At 58.1% G+C, this 15,122-nt stretch carries 14 protein-coding genes; 1 reads left to right on the top strand and 13 read right to left on the bottom strand.

Annotation, left to right across the window (positions count from 1 at the left end; all coding sequences use genetic code 11):
• Nucleotides 1–9 precede the first annotated feature (9 nt).
• From LJD29_RS08910 to gad, 11 genes are all read right to left on the bottom strand, one after another.
• A complete protein-coding gene (locus LJD29_RS08910; protein WP_446745410.1) occupies nucleotides 10–855 on the bottom strand; it encodes an amidohydrolase family protein in 846 nt (281 codons plus the stop codon).
• Nucleotides 852–2,282, bottom strand: a complete 1,431-nt coding sequence (locus LJD29_RS08905; RefSeq protein WP_446745409.1) for a dipeptidase — start codon at nucleotides 2,280–2,282, stop codon at nucleotides 852–854. The genes LJD29_RS08910 and LJD29_RS08905 overlap by 4 nt, the downstream gene beginning before the upstream one ends.
• A 32-nt stretch (nucleotides 2,283–2,314) precedes the next feature.
• Nucleotides 2,315–3,106 (bottom strand): M35 family metallo-endopeptidase, encoded by a 792-nt coding sequence (locus tag LJD29_RS08900; protein WP_446745408.1) that lies wholly within the window; start codon nucleotides 3,104–3,106, stop codon nucleotides 2,315–2,317.
• A gap of 7 nt (nucleotides 3,107–3,113) precedes the next feature.
• Nucleotides 3,114–3,365: a hypothetical protein gene (locus LJD29_RS08895; RefSeq protein ID WP_446745407.1), complete on the bottom strand. Its 252-nt coding sequence runs from the start codon at nucleotides 3,363–3,365 to the stop codon at nucleotides 3,114–3,116.
• 102 nt (nucleotides 3,366–3,467) lie between these two features.
• Nucleotides 3,468–4,640, bottom strand: a complete 1,173-nt coding sequence (locus LJD29_RS08890; protein ID WP_446745406.1) for a hypothetical protein — start codon at nucleotides 4,638–4,640, stop codon at nucleotides 3,468–3,470.
• An 86-nt stretch (nucleotides 4,641–4,726) separates the two neighbouring features.
• Nucleotides 4,727–7,030 carry a hypothetical protein gene (locus LJD29_RS08885; protein ID WP_446745405.1) on the bottom strand — a complete coding sequence of 768 codons (2,304 nt, stop codon included), beginning with the start codon at nucleotides 7,028–7,030 and terminating at the stop codon, nucleotides 4,727–4,729.
• Nucleotides 7,031–7,123: 93 nt separating this feature from the next.
• The gene (locus LJD29_RS08880; RefSeq protein WP_446745404.1) at nucleotides 7,124–7,678 is read right to left on the bottom strand and encodes a hypothetical protein; all 555 of its coding nucleotides are present in this window, start codon (nucleotides 7,676–7,678) and stop codon (nucleotides 7,124–7,126) included.
• Between the two features lie 9 nt (nucleotides 7,679–7,687).
• Nucleotides 7,688–9,025, bottom strand: a complete 1,338-nt coding sequence (locus LJD29_RS08875; protein WP_446745403.1) for a hypothetical protein — start codon at nucleotides 9,023–9,025, stop codon at nucleotides 7,688–7,690.
• A 29-nt stretch (nucleotides 9,026–9,054) separates the two neighbouring features.
• Complete coding sequence (locus LJD29_RS08870) at nucleotides 9,055–9,948, bottom strand: hypothetical protein (RefSeq protein WP_446745402.1); 894 nt, start codon at nucleotides 9,946–9,948, stop codon at nucleotides 9,055–9,057.
• Between the two features lie 46 nt (nucleotides 9,949–9,994).
• Nucleotides 9,995–11,023, bottom strand: a complete 1,029-nt coding sequence (locus tag LJD29_RS08865; RefSeq protein ID WP_446745401.1) for a hypothetical protein — start codon at nucleotides 11,021–11,023, stop codon at nucleotides 9,995–9,997.
• Between the two features lie 126 nt (nucleotides 11,024–11,149).
• Entirely contained in the window at nucleotides 11,150–12,544 is a 1,395-nt protein-coding gene (gene gad / locus LJD29_RS08860; RefSeq protein WP_446745400.1) for a glutamate decarboxylase, read from the bottom strand.
• Nucleotides 12,545–12,913: 369 nt separating this feature from the next.
• Here gad and LJD29_RS08855 point away from each other — a divergent pair, with 369 nt between their 5' ends.
• Nucleotides 12,914–13,570, top strand: coding sequence for a hypothetical protein (locus LJD29_RS08855; protein WP_446745399.1), 657 nt, complete (start codon nucleotides 12,914–12,916; stop codon nucleotides 13,568–13,570).
• Nucleotides 13,571–13,770: 200 nt separating this feature from the next.
• Here LJD29_RS08855 and LJD29_RS08850 read toward each other — a convergent pair whose 3' ends face one another.
• A complete protein-coding gene (locus tag LJD29_RS08850) occupies nucleotides 13,771–14,037 on the bottom strand; it encodes a hypothetical protein (RefSeq protein ID WP_446745398.1) in 267 nt (88 codons plus the stop codon).
• 408 nt (nucleotides 14,038–14,445) lie between these two features.
• On the bottom strand, nucleotides 14,446–15,120 hold the full coding sequence (locus tag LJD29_RS08845; protein WP_446745397.1) for a PspA/IM30 family protein: 675 nt from the start codon (nucleotides 15,118–15,120) through the stop codon (nucleotides 14,446–14,448).
• Between the last annotated feature and the right edge of the window lie 2 nt (nucleotides 15,121–15,122).

Raw genomic sequence — 15,122 nt, 5'->3', positions numbered from 1 at the left:
AACAGCCGGTCACAGCCTGTACTTCGCTCCCGCTCCAGTCAGCTCCCTTTGCCGATCGTCGTTATCGGTCTTTACGAAATCGTTCTCTCCAACACCTGCGACGCGAGGCGCGAGCTGCCTAGCGCTACTAGCAACGCGGAGCAGATGTGAGATGTTCCCTCCGAGTACGAGCGCCTCATCCCGAGGCTTGAGGCCCAGCAGCTTCACTTTGTGTAACTCGAGTCCGGGATGAAGCCAGGGTCCATCCGAACCAAATAGCAGCTTGCGCGGCCCCGCGATCTGTACCGCTCTAACTAAATAATCGAACTGCCGAACCCCTGAAGTATCGGCGTAGACATTCGGATAACGTGCCAGCTGATGGATGACCTGCTCGTGGGCCTTCCAACTGTCTGTAAAACTGCCCAGGTGAGCAATGATGAAGTTCACCATGGGGTATTGAGGCGCAAACATATCCACTGTCTCGGCGCGGCTGGCCACATCTACCAGTACTGGAAGCGAAAGAGCTCTCGCCGTCTCGCACACTTCGCGTGTTGGCATCGCTTCGTATCCGTGAACCTTGATTCCGCGAAAGCCCCATCGAACCACTGCGTGCCTTACCATGCGAAAGATGCGTCCGGCATCGCGCTTTGCGTGCACGAAAGCGAAGCCGATGAAGCGCGAGGGATGACGGGCAACTATCTGCGCGACCTGTCTGTTGGCCTGCCAGTTGTCGGTGTGGAAGGCTGGCATCAGGATCGTTCTGTTGATGCCGGCGGCGCAGGCACGGCGCAGGTAATCCGTAAGCGGCGCATCCGTGTTCCAGGGCGCTGTCATCAAATCACCCTTTCCTGCGTGGCAATGCGCATCGATGATCATGTGACCCACTCGCTTGCCTCGACGGGCCGGGAGATGTTTCCGTGATGGATAGCCTCAGAGATCAGGTTCATGTATCGGATCGATGTCTCGATACCACGATAGAAATTGGGAAGATGCATCTTTTCGTTCGGACCGTGAATGCGATCGTCCGGAAGCCCGAAGCCCATCAGGACGACGGGAATATTTAAGACCTTCTGGAAAGCTCCCGCTACCGGGATCGATCCGCCCGAGCGCAGAAAGACAGGCGCACTGCCAAAGGCTTTTTCGTAGGCTATGGAGGCCGCTTGCAGCGCCGGATGATCGCGCTCGAACAGCACCGGCATAGTCGGTGCCTGCAGACGCAGCGTACATTGCACAGCCGAGGGGCAGGCCCGCGCAATGTGCTCACGAAAGATCCTGGCGATTCTCTGAGGATCCTGATCGGGCACAAGACGGAAGCTCAACTTCGCAGTGGCTTTTGCCGGCACAACCCCCTTCACTCCCTTGCCTGCGTGACCACCCGAGATACCATTCAGCGTCAATGCAGGCCTTATCGTGGTGCGTTCGTAGGCGGTGTATCCCTGCTCGCCCCAGCCATGCTCTACTTGCGCCTCGTCGAGAATCCTGCGATCTGCTGGTCCGACTTGCTGCATGTAGGAACGCTCCTCGTCGCTCCAGTTACGCACGTCGTCGTAAAAGCCGGGAATGTTGATTCGTCCGCGCTCGTCATGAAAACCGGCCAACAGCTTACAAAGCGCCTGGAGGGGATTCAGCACCGCTCCACCGAAGGTGCCCGAATGTAGTTCCTGCCCGGGCCCGCGGACTTCCAGCTCTGCGCGTAATCCACCTCGCTGTGCGTAGCTGATTGCCGGCCTTCGCGCGTCCAGCATCTTTGTGTCGGAGATAACAGCTACATCCGCGCGTAACACCTCCCTGTGTTTTTCGATGAAGGAGAGAAGATGGCAGCTGCCGATTTCTTCCTCTCCCTCGAAGATGCATTTCACATTCAATGGGAGAGCGCGATGCGCGCGCAGAACAGACTCAAGGGCCTTCACATGGCAAAATAGCTGGCCCTTGTCGTCGCACGCGCCACGTGCGTACAGGTTCTGATTTCTGACCGTAGGCCGATAGGGCGGCGTCTCCCACTGTTCCAGAGGAGCGGCGGGAACGACATCGTAGTGTCCGTAGATGAGAAGCACCGGCGCCCGGGAAGCCTGTTGCCAGGATGCATAGACAAGCGGGTGGCCCTGCGTGCGAATGAGGCGAACCCGGCGCATTCCTATCTTCTGGAGATGACGGGCAAGCCAGATCGCGCAGGCCCCAACATCGGCTGCGCGCTTCGGTTCCGAACTCTCGCTTGGAAAGCGGAGAAACTCCTTCAACTCTGAAAGGAATTCCGCATGATGCGATCGTGCATAGGAGATAGCGCGATGGGGATTCTTCGTCATCTGGTAGCCCGCTCACGCTCAGAGATACGTGTTCAAAAGACCTCGCAAGGCGCCTGACCACATGCGGCTACGTCTGTAGGATCTCCGCCGTATCCGTTGGCACGAAGGAGAAACACCTCGTAGCAATGCGCATCGAATCGCCGCGGCGTCGGCTGTGCCGGGTTATTGAACCGTCGGCTGTCGTCCAGATCGTAGAGGTTGTGCAACATCTCGTGGATAATGGTCCCCGCACGGCGATTCACTTCGGGCAGGCCCGCCAAACCCTGCGTTGCCCAGAAAGGCGGGCAAAGAAATACGGTGGAGTGAACTCCCGGAATCGTGAATGCGTTGCAGCCGCCTTGTGCGCGGCATTCAAAGAGAAGTCTTCGTCCTCCATCGAGTTCGTTTGCCACGGCACGGAGCCGTGTTGAGACCGTAGCGCCTGACGGGCCGCCAGCCCATGAAATGAACCACGAAGGATCGTGACAGAAAAAGAATCTGTAAAGGCGAGCTGTTTCCTTCTGCTCTTTATTGCGCGAGTCCGCTGATGTGGCTGTCGCTGCGTCCACCTTGTCTGCAGTGCTGCGAGCGAGCTTGATCGCTTCGACGACCGCATCGAAGACGATCCGCCGGCATCCTCCGCCAGCCACCGGACAGGCTGTACATGCTCCGCTCTGGCAGGCAACACACTGCCCTGCGGCGCAGCCGTTGCATGCAACATCGAAGAGAGGGCCGGTAGCAGCCGGCGTGTACTCCTCGGCTTCCGCTTCCAGGTCAGTTCTCACCAGCGCTTCCATCAGGCTGCTGAGTTCGTCTTCGAGTTCAGGTTCTGTACTACGGTACATGGCTCACCTAATCCCAGATATCCACGAAGACAGGCGCAACAAACAGGGTGTCATCGAAGGGCGACAGCACGTAGGGCGTTTCCAGCCAGAGAACAGGCGCAGGAATCTCCCAGTATGCCCAGTCTCCCCAGCGGCGTTGCTCTCGTGCCTGGAATTTATCCTGGCGCGAGGTATTCATGCCTGAGAACGAGTTGTAGCGCGAGGCCGTAATGGGACGCGCGCCGTTGACTGCACTACTCCTGGTGAAAAGATCGTTCATGCTCTGTCTCCGCTTTCCTTGCAAGGCTGCGTGCAGCATCTGTTGAAACGGGCGACCCTGCGGACGACCAGGTTTGGTCATTCCGCAGGATCATTTCGCAGTTCAGAGCTGAAGTTCGTACTCGCGCGCGGGCTGGCGCGTTGCCGAGACTCCTACCCTTTGCTTGTGCGACGGTCGTACCGGAGTAGGCTGTGTCTGATCCCAGGGCAGCACGCGATGCGATCCTGTCCGCGTGCTCAACCCCATGGCCTGCGCACTGGTGAGCCATTCTTCTGATTGCTCCGCAATCTCAAGCAGCAGGGTTTCGAATTGCGAACGTGTTGTCTGCAGGATGTGCGGCTGCGCGAGCCAGCGCAGAATATCTCTGCCTGTCACACCCATGCGTTGGCGTGGAGAAGTCACGAGCCGCTCGTTGAAGTAGCGGATCAGGACCTCTTCTACAACATCCCATGCGTTATCGGCGCCGAAGAGCCGCTTTACATCGTCGGAGTTGAGAATGTTGAATGCTTCCTCCAGCAACTGCATCACTTCCACACGCAGCACATTCAGGTGGCCGAACGAAAGCCATTTCAGGTTGTTGCGCAGGTCCAGGCCCGCGCGCCGCACGATGGCGATGGAACCGAAGCTCGGGTCGTAAGCGCGCTCGCGAATTACGTCAGAGATACGCTTATCGCGCCAGAACAGCGTGACCTGGTGCACAAAATGAGCGAAGAGCTTGTGAAAGTCTGCGTTGGCACGCGAACCTGTGGGCACCGGCGAGCCACCATACCCGAAGATGCGCTTGTAGGCCGATAGCCGGTCAGACTTGGTATAGCGAAGCACGTCACGCCGATCGAACTGATAGAGCGCGAATGCTCCGGGACCGCCCGAAAGCCTTACGGTTCCTGCTTTGAACAGTTCCTGCAGCTTCTGTACCACACGGAAGACGCCAATCTTTTCGTGCTGCCAGAGATAGTACATATCACCGACGGCCATGATGCGTTCCGACGTGATCGTCTCGTCATAAGGCTCGACGCCGGGTGGAACACGCGTAGTGCCGAACTCCCTGGAGGCGTCCGGACCTACGCCCGCCAGCGCAGCCAGCCCCTTGTCCGGTGGAGGAGGGATTTTGGCATCGGCATCGACCACCGCGATCAGAAGATCGTCGATCTGTTTGGTAAGCGCATCTGCGAGTTGCGGGTTGGCGATCAGGTCCGCGGACAGCTTGTTCGTTACCTGTTCTCGTAACGCTGCGATACGGTCATATAAACCTTGATAATCTCTTTCGGTCGCCATGGATGACCCTCCTCGATGCTCTCCAGCGCTCGTCCCAGGAAATTGTTAACGTCGCGTGTTACCGTGCGATTGCCGCTGACACAGGATTACGTACCCTGCTCCTGCCCAGACGGCGGACGACTTTCATCCTGCTGGCCCGGCCCTTTCCCGGTAAGCTGCGCCAGCTTCTCGTGCAACATGCCGAGTTGTTCGTGCATGGTATTCGTCAAATGCTTGAACCCTTCTTCCATCTTCTGATTAAGATTTGCAATGCTGTGCGCATGATTTTGCACCCGATCCGCCAGATCCTTTTGAGCTGCTTCCTGCTGCTGAACCGATACTGGGTTGGAGAAGCTTGAAGACTGCGGAGTAGCAGGGTGGGTAGACATCGCGGCTACCTGCGCAGCGCTTGCTTTAGTTTGGCTATGACCCGCGCCGGGATTGACGATTACCTTCCAGGCGGGCTTTTTCCCCGAAGAAGCGGCTTTCTTTGCGTCCTGCTTCGCGCTGGATGCGCGAACGCGGAACAACGGATTGCAAAAGACCTGCCTGCGGCTGACAATATCCGGCTGCACAACTCCTTCGTCCAGCGTGAAGGCATCCGCCACGGTTATGGAATCGCCGTCCGGGTTTGTCAGGGTGATGTCATGCAATCCATCGCCGAAAGAGACTATGTTGAATACGATGTCGACCCGCTCAGCAGAAAAGAAGTTCGTTTGGGTCTGCGGAATGACGATTGGTGTTGTGGAATGGACCGTCGCCTCTATGCCTGGCGCAAAACCTTCACCAAAGATAGAGATCGTGGCGTTACCGCTGTCGTCAGTCCCTTGCGACACGATGCTTGAGACCGACAGCTTGAACTCGGAAGCAGGCACTTCCTGTTCCACCTGTTCGACAAGTTCGACCAGACGCCTGAGTTGATCCTGCAGGTCACGCAGCGAATTGCGTACACGTGCCGTCTTGAATCCGTCAGGCAGTTCATTGATGTTGGTCGGCTTGCGAGCCTTAGTCACCATGTTCAGCAGGGCGCTGACCACCGGCAGGATATTGTTGGTAACGGTGATCTTGCCGCCATCCTTGAGAAGACGCGGACCCTCATCGCCGACAAAGGCCTCGATCTCAAGCAACATACCCTCCAGGAATCTCGGAGGCAGCGCCGGATCTCCAAATATGAGCAGCAGCGATTGCCGCTCAGCTGGCCCGATAAAGACGGAGTCCAGCGTGAAGCGCAGTTCGTTCACCGTCTCGGCAATCACGTTGAACTGCCGCGAGATAAGCACCAGTTGCGTTCCAAAGAAGGCAGGCTGATCGGGCAGCACGTAAAAGAAACTGCGGTTAGAGATCCAGCTCTGCAGCAGCGACGTGAGATAGTCGGAAATTACCCGGAAGTTGGTGATGACCATTTCGTCTGCCACGGAGTTGTTGAAGGGATTGCCGACGAACTGGATTCCATAGGTGTCGCGCAGTTTGCCCATCGTGCCACCCACCGCATCCGGATCAAACGTTATCTGCCCGGTTGAGATGGTAGCCGGACTCTGCCCGAGCAGGATGGAGAAGTATGTGTCGATGCGCAGCACTGAGGGAAGCCCTATCACCGACAGCTCCCGCACGATCTGCGTCATCTGGCTTCGTACCATCTCGCGCAGAGCCTTGACGTATTCCGGATCAGCCTCAGGATCGAGAGGATAGAGTGTATCCAGCAGGGAAGTCGATTGATCGATGGCAGCCTTGGCACGGGTGTAGAGGCTGGCTTGCGCGCCGGTAATCGAGCCGCCAAGATCCGTCTGGATGGCCGGCATCTGCGGGTTCCAGGTCGCCTCGACGTGGCCTTCCACGTCGCTCAATGTAAAAGCCTGGGTCAGTGCGCCCACGAAGCCCTTCGGGTCGGAGGGGTTCACCTTCCAGCCGAGAACATCCGTCACCGTCCTCGATGCCAGCTGCCCGAGCGGGGAGCTACCTCCGCCTCCACCCATACCGCTCCCTGCAGGGAGCGTGCTGACCGGGGAAGGGCGGTTGCTGATTTCCTCCGTGAGGATGGGATACGAGATCGCATCTTCCACATCTCTTACTACCCGTCCCGGACCGGCCGCAGGCGGAACCTCTGCGGACACATCGCCGGTTTCAAAGGGCGAGCCCGAAGCCGTCATAACATTCTTTACGTTGACCAGGACGAAACCGCCGGGTGTCAAAGCCAAAGCGGGAGTCAACACGACGGAACGAGCATCGGCTGATACAACCGGACCCGTCCAATCCAATTTCGAGAGCAGCGTTGGTGCCGTTATCTTCGGCGGAGCGTAGATGGTGTAGTTGTCAGGCGCGCTCGCGCTCACCCCATCCACCGGCTCGGAGAATGTGATCGTGACAGTGTTGGCCGTTGCGCTGCATTTTAAAACGGTCGGTTGGGTTGGCATACTGTAGCTCCTTCCACCGGTCTGAAGCTTGACGTTGCGATCCTTCTAGCCTGGCTGCATCCTTTTACTCGTCCGTATTTGCTTTCATGCTGCTCACGGAGCGCCCTCGACTTCCATATCTCCGATACCCGATGCCGCGGCTGTTATCCGCTGCCTGACGTCGGGAGTCCGCAAAGCTCCATTCATCCCAGCGTGTTCTGCCAGTTCCTGCCAACACGCGGTCATCGCTTTACGCGTAAGGTACAGTTCATAGCGGCAGCTCTCGAGATCTCTCTTGGTGTTCTGTGACCAGATGATCCATATCCCTTTGCGCTGGCCTCCCAGCCTTACAACCTCGCGCAACTTCTCGTAAGTGAGCAGCTCCGCCGAAGATGCGCGCTCGGCCTCGTCAAAACTGGCCTGGCATTGGGTCAGAGCTCTCCGCGAATCATTTATGTCCGACGCCTGCTCCAATGCTGCGCAGGCAATCTGCGACTGGGCGACGCAATCGTCCAGCCAGCCGTTCACACTGTCCACACTCTCCCGCAGATGGCGCATCAACACTACTTCCGTATTCAACGGATCGTCGGGCAGCAGGCAGCGAAGCCCATCCAGCGTTTCCTTCAGGCTCTTCAACTGCCTGCACAACTCTCGAAATGTGGTATTCATTCCCATCGTTCATCCACTCGCGAGTGCCTTGAAGAAGTTCCTGGTCAGTACCTCGGGGCGGGCATGACGGCGATCCAGCGCCAGCCGCACCGCACCGATGAGGAAGCGTTCAGGGATGATTCCCGGGTCGACTCCGGCCGCCAGCCGCCGCGACGCTTCCTCGATCATCTGTTGCTCCTTGTGACCGAAGCTCATGACCTTCGACAGGCTCCGGTTGCCCAACGATTTGTACGGCTGATAGCACACCGCATTCACGGCGATCGGACACGCTTCCGCAAAGGTCTTCATCAGCTCAGCCGGAATGTTGCCGGAAGACGGTTTGGGATAGATCCGCATCCACGCATTTCGAATCTGCCTGCTCTCCGACTCAAAGCCCATGCGCCTCAGCAGCTCTGCGTTGATCAACATACGAAGATAGGGCGTGGGATGGGGGCCTCGCGAACTATAGTGAACAGTGGCTTCGGGCCCACGCGCAAGAATGTCCATCGATGATGCCGCGAAGGACGGTCCACCGAGCAACAGGCCGGCCATATCGGAGAACATCTCCCGATTCCAGCGCACCCAGATGCGTGCGACCTTCCTGCTGGCTCCCGCGCGCAACAGCGCGAGCCCGATGCTGCGGGGAACATCACGCGCCAGCCCCAGATCGTTCTGCAGATTATGACTCACCTCGTGCAGAACGCCACCCAGCGTCCATGGATTGACCAGCCGATGGTAGGGGAGCTGAATGAGCGGAAAAGGATTGAGTTGTTTTCCCAATCGCCTTAAGGGAATGCCGCGTCGAAAGGTCGCCGGAGAAAAGCCCGTCGCTACATACGAAAAGGGAGGTGGCGCCGGGATTGAACGCGCAACCGCCAGGCCCAGGTAGCTCGTTCGATAGCAGTCGAGACCGATGCGGTCGCAACTCAGCAGCCACTTCGCGAAACGGCTTTGCCGTTGGCCAAACACCTCGAAATAAAAGTCCCAGATTTTTTCGATCCCTCGCACCCAGGTGTGCGCGCGTTCCTTCTTACGCATTACATCCTGCAAACGCGCAGTGGTTGGCTCCTGCAGGGCGGCAGCGACAGAATCGCCGACTTTTCCTGACATCTTGAGCAGGCCGCCGCGAAGCTGGGTGATCAATTCGTTGACCACCTGCAGATGGCCGGGAGTGGGCGCTTCCGCTCCGCTGCCGAACTCATCTACCTTGAATGGCCGCAGCGCAGCAGCATGCCGATTTACATTAATGGATTGAGATCGCAACCATGGCGCGAGGAAGGCTGTAGGCCTTGCTGCCGCTTGAGTCCTGGATGGCTGGGCCGGCGCGTCCTCTTTCGCGATCGGAATTTGTTCCACTAGTGTCGCCATGGTCTTGGTCTCGTCAAAAGATGACTTGCCTATCTCAGCACCTGTCCGCAGCAGCGGCAGTAGGCAGGCGCTGGACTGGAACCGGATCCACAGGCGCACTGCCCGGTACTGGTCCGCTGTCCATAGGTCACGCTGCCAGGCGCCTGTACACCTCCGGCTGCGTAATACGTAGTTGTCTGACCCGGAACTGGACGGCCCTGATACCGGTACTGGATGTGCCCGTGGGGGCGAACCATGCCGCGCGCGAAGCGGCGATGGAAGGTCTGCTCCAGGCGGTTGTGGCGGCGCAAAGCATGCTTGCGATGCTGCGGGTGACCAAGCACATATCGCGCCTGGTTCGCCAGCGTGCGCACGGCCCGTTGCGGAGTAACTTGCCTGCCATGCGTAACCTGCCTCGCAATAGAACCCACTGTGCGTCGCGCAATCGTGGGCACGGTCTTCAACAGATAGCGCGTTTGCGGATTGCGATGCAGTGTCTTCGCGATACTGCCAATGCCCTTCGTGAGCCTGGGCGATGACCTCATGACTGCACCGGCGATCTTTGGAAGCGCTTTCCTGGCAGCGGGCGCAATCGCTTTCGCAACCACGGGCAGCAGCTTCGAAGCAGCCATGCCGATCAGCGGCAGGAAATGCTCAGCAGCCTCTTCTTCAGACTCTGCCTCGGCCGCCAGCTCACCCAGGTGTTCCATCATGGCATCGGGATAGATCTTACGCATGGGGTTAAGCTCGCCCTCAGCCTCGAAGGCGCTCTCGGACTCATATTCGTCCTCACCTTCGGACTCGCCAAGAAGGCTGCCTACCACGTTGCCGATCGCACCCAGCCAGCCTTCTCCCTCCAAGCTGGATTCGTCTTCGTACTCCTCTTCGCCTTCTCCGGAGTACTCCTCTTCCAGCTCGTGCATTACCTCGGAATCGAATGCCATAACGGGTTCCTCCTCCACGGATGTTCGAAAACTGCAGGGGCCGATGCTAGCGCAGCGCGCCCTGGCGGCGCCGCGCTGTGGATGTGCGTGTGTTGCGGCGTGCAGGCCGCTTGTAAGCCTTGCTCACCTTTACGTTGCGAGTGATAGCTGCCGCGCAAACATTCGGGCTGCCGAGCACGCGGCGCACCTGTTTTGCAGCCGCTATGGCAGCACGCCTGCGCGTAATCGGAATCCCCCGGCCGGCCTGCTTCTTCAGGTCTTTTACGGTGCGACGTATGATCGTCGGCACCACGCGAACCATCGGACGTGTCGCCTTCCGGCGGCGCAGGATGCGAGTGAGGATCGCAGTGCCCCGAACAAGGTGTGGAAGGATACGGCGCAGCGCACGACGGTCTCTCGGTGAGATGACCGTAATCGTGGCCGCACCCACCATGGCCTCGGCCTCGCCTTCGTGCACCTCGTGCGAAGCGGCTTCCGCCATGATTTCGGCGAGCGCTTCATGATGGCTGAGCTCGTGAGCGGCGATCTCGTGAACCGTTTCGCGCTCTCCCTCTGCCTCGTCCTCGTATTCAAATTCGCCTTCGCCAAGAGCCTTTGTCGCCAGGCCACCCAATGCTGCACCAAACGGACCGCCGATGGCTCCGGTAACAAGCGGAAGAGCAGTCTTGACCAGGTTCTTGAGCGGGAGCTTCTTTAGAAATCTGCCTATCTTCCCGAAGAATTGCTCACCTTCATCCTCTGACTCAAAGAAAGCCTCGTACTCATACTCCTCTTCGCCTTCACCGAGCAGGCTGCCGGCGATATTGCCTATGGCGCCCAGCCAGCCCTCGCCTTCCAGGCTTGACTCATCCTCGAGCTCTTCTTCGCTCTCGAACGAACTCTCGTCTTCCATCTCGAAAGCGCTCTCATCCTCAAGCTCCTCTTCGCCTTCACCGAGCAGGCTGCCGGCGATGTTGCCTATGGCGCCCAGCCAGCCTTCGCCTTCCAGACTCGATTCGTCTTCGCTTTCGAGTTCGCCCTCATGGAACTCATCTTCCAGTTCCATCTCCAGTTCGCCCTCATGCAGGTCCGCCATGGTGTAACCTCCTTGGGGTTGATCCATACGGAGCGAAAATAAGATGGAAGACGAGACCGGCGCCAGTCACTTTTTGCAGTGACCAGATTCCGGGTCACTCAGATGAGCGACTGGCAGATGAACCCTCTATATATGGTGATATCCGCTGGCCGCTTCAACACCCACCGAAGGCCTGGCGCGGCTGCTGCTGAGAAATCGAACCGCCTGGCGGAGATCGTCCATCAATAAGCCGGCCAGGTCGCGGCTCACTCCTAACCGCGAGACCATGCGCTGTACAACCAGATCGGTGCGATGCGGCGGCATGGGATAAGCAGGCACCTGCCAGCCCTTGCCTCGCAGGCGATCCGCAAGATCGTACAGATCGAATCGCGGGTACTCGCCCGGCTTGATGCTCCAGGTACAGCCGGGCAGGCCGTCTCTTCCGTCGTAAATCAACTCGAAGATCTCGAACTTGCGCAACTCGTCAGCGAACCACGAGCCCACCGCCTGGCAGCTCTTCGCAATCCTTGTATAGCCTTTTCTACCCAGTCGAATGAAGTTGTAGTACTGCGCTACGACCTGTCCTCCAGGGCGCGAAAAATTGAGCGCGAAGCTGCGCATGTGTCCGCCGAGATACTTCACATCGAAGACCAGATCTTCCGGCAGATCGCGCTTGGTGCGCCACACGATCCATCCGCATCCCAGCGGTGACAATCCAAACTTATGTCCGGAGACATTGATCGAACGCACTCGCGGAAGGCGAAAATCCCAGGACACTGCAGGATGGAGAAACGGTGCGGTAAAGCCGCCACTCGCAGCATCGATATGGATCGGGATGTCGATCCCGTGCACCTCTTCGAAGTCATCGAGCGCCAACGCGATTGCATGCACCGGCTCATACTGCAGCGTGTAGGTAACGCCCAGGGTGGGCACCACTCCGATCGTGTTCTCATCGCAACGCTTGAGAACTTCTTCGGGAGACATCAACAGCCGGTTTCCAACGCACGGTACCTGCCGCAATTCCACGTCGAAGTAGCGCGCAAATCGCGGCCAACAGGTGTGCACAGGTCCACAGATGAGGTTAGGGCGATGCGTCGGCCTGTGCTCCTGCTGCCGCCTCTTCTTCCATCGATACTTCATCGCCAGCCCGCCAAGCATGGCTGCTTCACTGGAACCGGTCGTAGAGCAACCCTGCGTATTGGCTGCATCGGGACAATGCCAGAGGTCGGCAAGCATGTAGACGCAGCGAGATTCCAGCTCCGTAGTTTGTGGATATTCATCACGATCGATGAGGTTCTTATCGAGGCACTCGTCCATCAACTGGCGCACCTCGGGCTCGACCCACGTCTGGCAGAAAGTAGCCAGGTTCTGCCGCGAGTTACCGTCCAGCAGGAGCTGATCATGCACCAGCTGGTATGCCGGGGCCGGCTCCGTCTCCTCAAGAGGAAACCGGTACTTCGGCAGGGGGTGCTCCAGAAAGCTGCCGCCTGATACTTCCTCGTCCAGGGCGGGAAAGATCTCCTGCTTGGAATGCACCGCCATGTTTTCCCCCTTTGGGCCGTGCCCGTGGCTCCACGCTCCGCGGGCGGATTCTATGCCGCCACAGTGTTACCAGGGTAGTCACTAGTTTGAGTTACACATTCACCCGCTCAGATGAAAGGACTTATAGCTGTGTAACTCAAATTGTTAGAGGCTGGGCAGCCACTTACCATCAGGCCGCATCCGTGTAGGCAAGCATAAGTATCCGAAGTATTCACACCTGAAACCGCTACAGAACGGATAAGCGGTTGTCTGGCTCCTACCTGACTCGGATTCGCTTCTCACGATGGCATCCAGGCGGCAATCATGCCGCGACCGCTTCCACGGGGGCCCGACTCGGAGTGTGCGTTGGTGGAGGCAGAAGCAGGGACTATGGACCGTAACAAATTACGCTGGTTGTTGCAGAAAATGGAAGATGAAGCGCAAATCTCACTTTCGACCGATGCATCTTTTCTCGAAGCGCTTCACGTACTGAAATGCGAGATAGATAGTAATCGCAAAGTAAGAATCGCTATGCGTGCGTTCCGCGACCGTGGAATGCGTGTTTTTGCCTCCTTGAAGCCGCGGATACGTATCCAGGTACATACAGGAGAAACCGTTATGGCGCTGCCCCTGGAAGATCCGGAGTCAGGCCATTCCGATGCTCCCCACCTCGAGGAAATCACCCAAGCCACGAGTGAACCTCTCATGAAGGAAATGCTGGACGCAGCCACGGCCGTTCTTGCCGCAAGTTCACACTGCCGCGATCTCGAAAAGATCATCAGCGAAGCCGTGCAAGCCAATGGGGCATTCGAGAGAATGGCGAAAGTGATTGAAAACGCAGGCTATGAACTACGAATCTGCCTTGACCTCTCGGCATATGCCCATGTGCATCCGCGAGAAACAGCGCCCGAAGAGACCTCAGTCTGCTACGCGCGGGTGCCTCGCAGGACAGAACCTTCTTTAGCGGAATCCGCGGAGGGGGTATTCCTGCCGCTCTCCGACCCGGATACGCAGTTCCTGAAGAAGATGCGCATTAGCCTGGAGTGAAACGTATTACGAGGCGAGGCGCAGCCGTTCCAATCGTTAGTTCAGATAGACCTAACGAATGATGACCTCGGTCTGCCCTTCGCCTCGCGGCACACCAACTGCGAAACCATGACTGCGGTCGTGCAGACTCTACGCCCGTTCACTGCGATATTGCTCACATGCAGTTTCTAACAGTAACTCTCGACACTGATTGACTTCCATCAGCGGCCTTCCTCATTGCACGCTTTCCACCCCAGTTTAAGAAGGCTTTCGAAGATCTCGCGGGCTTCCCGATGAGCGTGCTCAACGGTTGCGAAGTTTCGAGGATGCTCCAGTTCCGGAACGTTGGGAAGATTGCCCCGGAAGGCTACCAGTCGATCCGTAACGAAGAGCACATACTGCCTCTTCAACTCGACGACGTGGATGCTGCGGATGATCCTGTCGGCAGAATCCTCATGCCATGCACTGAATTGAATTGATATCGCCATTCTTTCGTCCGAACTTCGTTGAAGAAACTCCCCGAATTCAACCCGCGGATTCGCCACCCTTGACCGCTCTTGCGAGAAACCTCCTGTCGCAGTCATGGCATCGATACGCCCTTAGCCACCACAGCAGACGCTCCCATGGCTTCCTCGGTGCTCTCTCCGTGAAATGACTCAAACACCAGGAACATAGCGGAGGCTTGTCCGGATTTTTGATAGACATACCGGCATTACAGCACCAGAAGTGTTGTCGAAAGCACTATCTTTCGGCTACTCCTGATCCTCGGCATGGACAAGCGGAAGCTACTGAGGGGCACGCGCACGGACGGCGCGGACAGCCAGGGATCTCCCCAGGGGGCTCCCGCACCGGGCAGGCTCCCCCAGGGTCAGATCAACCCAGGCAACGGCGGACGATCAGCCAAGCGGCAGTGCACGCGCCTGCTTCTGGCGTATCTCTTCAAGAAGCGCATCCACCTTTTCGTCGCGTTCCAGCCGCTCCAGTTCGTCTTCGTTTGACGCAATGCGGCTCAGATTACTGACTGCCAGGCTCTTTGCCTCCTGCTCTCGAACTCGACGCCGCACCGAACTCAACCTCTGGTCGCCACTCACCGCAGCGACATTGCCGGCACGCTGCGCGCGCTCGAGCGCCCTGGCACGGCGATGCTGCGCCAGCAGCAGTTCGCACTCCGCCTGCGTCTCCTTCAGCTTCTGCTGCAGGCGCAGAAAAGAGCTTCGCAACAGATCCGTCTCGGCGGTTTGGTGTTCCAGTTGCGCCGCAAAGTTCTTCGCCATCTCAGCATGGCTGAGGCTTCTTTCCAGCGCCGTTCGCGCAAGGTCTTCGCGCTTCTTGATCATCGCGACCCCGGCTTTAGACTTCCAATCGCCAACCTGCGCTTCGTGCTCGCTCTTCTTCCGTTCCAACATATGTTGATCGGCCATTGCGCCTGCCACCTGTGTTTTCAGCTGAAGCAGCTGGTTCTCCATATCGAGAACCAGCTGCTTCATTGTTTTCTCAGGATCTTCTGCCCGGTCGAGCAGATCGTTCACGTTCGCTCGCAGAAGAACTGTTACCCGTTCCAGCAGAGTCATCG

It is taken from the genome of Silvibacterium acidisoli (assembly GCA_022870745.1).
In the GTDB taxonomy this organism is placed as follows: domain Bacteria; phylum Acidobacteriota; class Terriglobia; order Terriglobales; family Acidobacteriaceae; genus Silvibacterium.
This window is presented reverse-complemented; position numbering and strand designations above follow the sequence as displayed.

Coding starts and splice junctions, on each gene's coding strand:
- LJD29_RS08910 (WP_446745410.1), bottom strand. CDS start 855: ATGATCATCGATGCGCATTGCCACGCAGGAAAGGGTGATTTGATGACA.
- LJD29_RS08905 (WP_446745409.1), bottom strand. CDS start 2,282: ATGACGAAGAATCCCCATCGCGCTATCTCCTATGCACGATCGCATCAT.
- LJD29_RS08900 (WP_446745408.1), bottom strand. CDS start 3,106: ATGTACCGTAGTACAGAACCTGAACTCGAAGACGAACTCAGCAGCCTG.
- LJD29_RS08895 (WP_446745407.1), bottom strand. CDS start 3,365: ATGAACGATCTTTTCACCAGGAGTAGTGCAGTCAACGGCGCGCGTCCC.
- LJD29_RS08890 (WP_446745406.1), bottom strand. CDS start 4,640: ATGGCGACCGAAAGAGATTATCAAGGTTTATATGACCGTATCGCAGCG.
- LJD29_RS08885 (WP_446745405.1), bottom strand. CDS start 7,030: ATGCCAACCCAACCGACCGTTTTAAAATGCAGCGCAACGGCCAACACT.
- LJD29_RS08880 (WP_446745404.1), bottom strand. CDS start 7,678: ATGAATACCACATTTCGAGAGTTGTGCAGGCAGTTGAAGAGCCTGAAG.
- LJD29_RS08875 (WP_446745403.1), bottom strand. CDS start 9,025: ATGGCGACACTAGTGGAACAAATTCCGATCGCGAAAGAGGACGCGCCG.
- LJD29_RS08870 (WP_446745402.1), bottom strand. CDS start 9,948: ATGGCATTCGATTCCGAGGTAATGCACGAGCTGGAAGAGGAGTACTCC.
- LJD29_RS08865 (WP_446745401.1), bottom strand. CDS start 11,023: ATGGCGGACCTGCATGAGGGCGAACTGGAGATGGAACTGGAAGATGAG.
- gad (WP_446745400.1), bottom strand. CDS start 12,544: ATGGCGGTGCATTCCAAGCAGGAGATCTTTCCCGCCCTGGACGAGGAA.
- LJD29_RS08855 (WP_446745399.1), top strand. CDS start 12,914: ATGGACCGTAACAAATTACGCTGGTTGTTGCAGAAAATGGAAGATGAA.
- LJD29_RS08850 (WP_446745398.1), bottom strand. CDS start 14,037: ATGGCGATATCAATTCAATTCAGTGCATGGCATGAGGATTCTGCCGAC.
- LJD29_RS08845 (WP_446745397.1), bottom strand. CDS start 15,120: ATGACTCTGCTGGAACGGGTAACAGTTCTTCTGCGAGCGAACGTGAAC.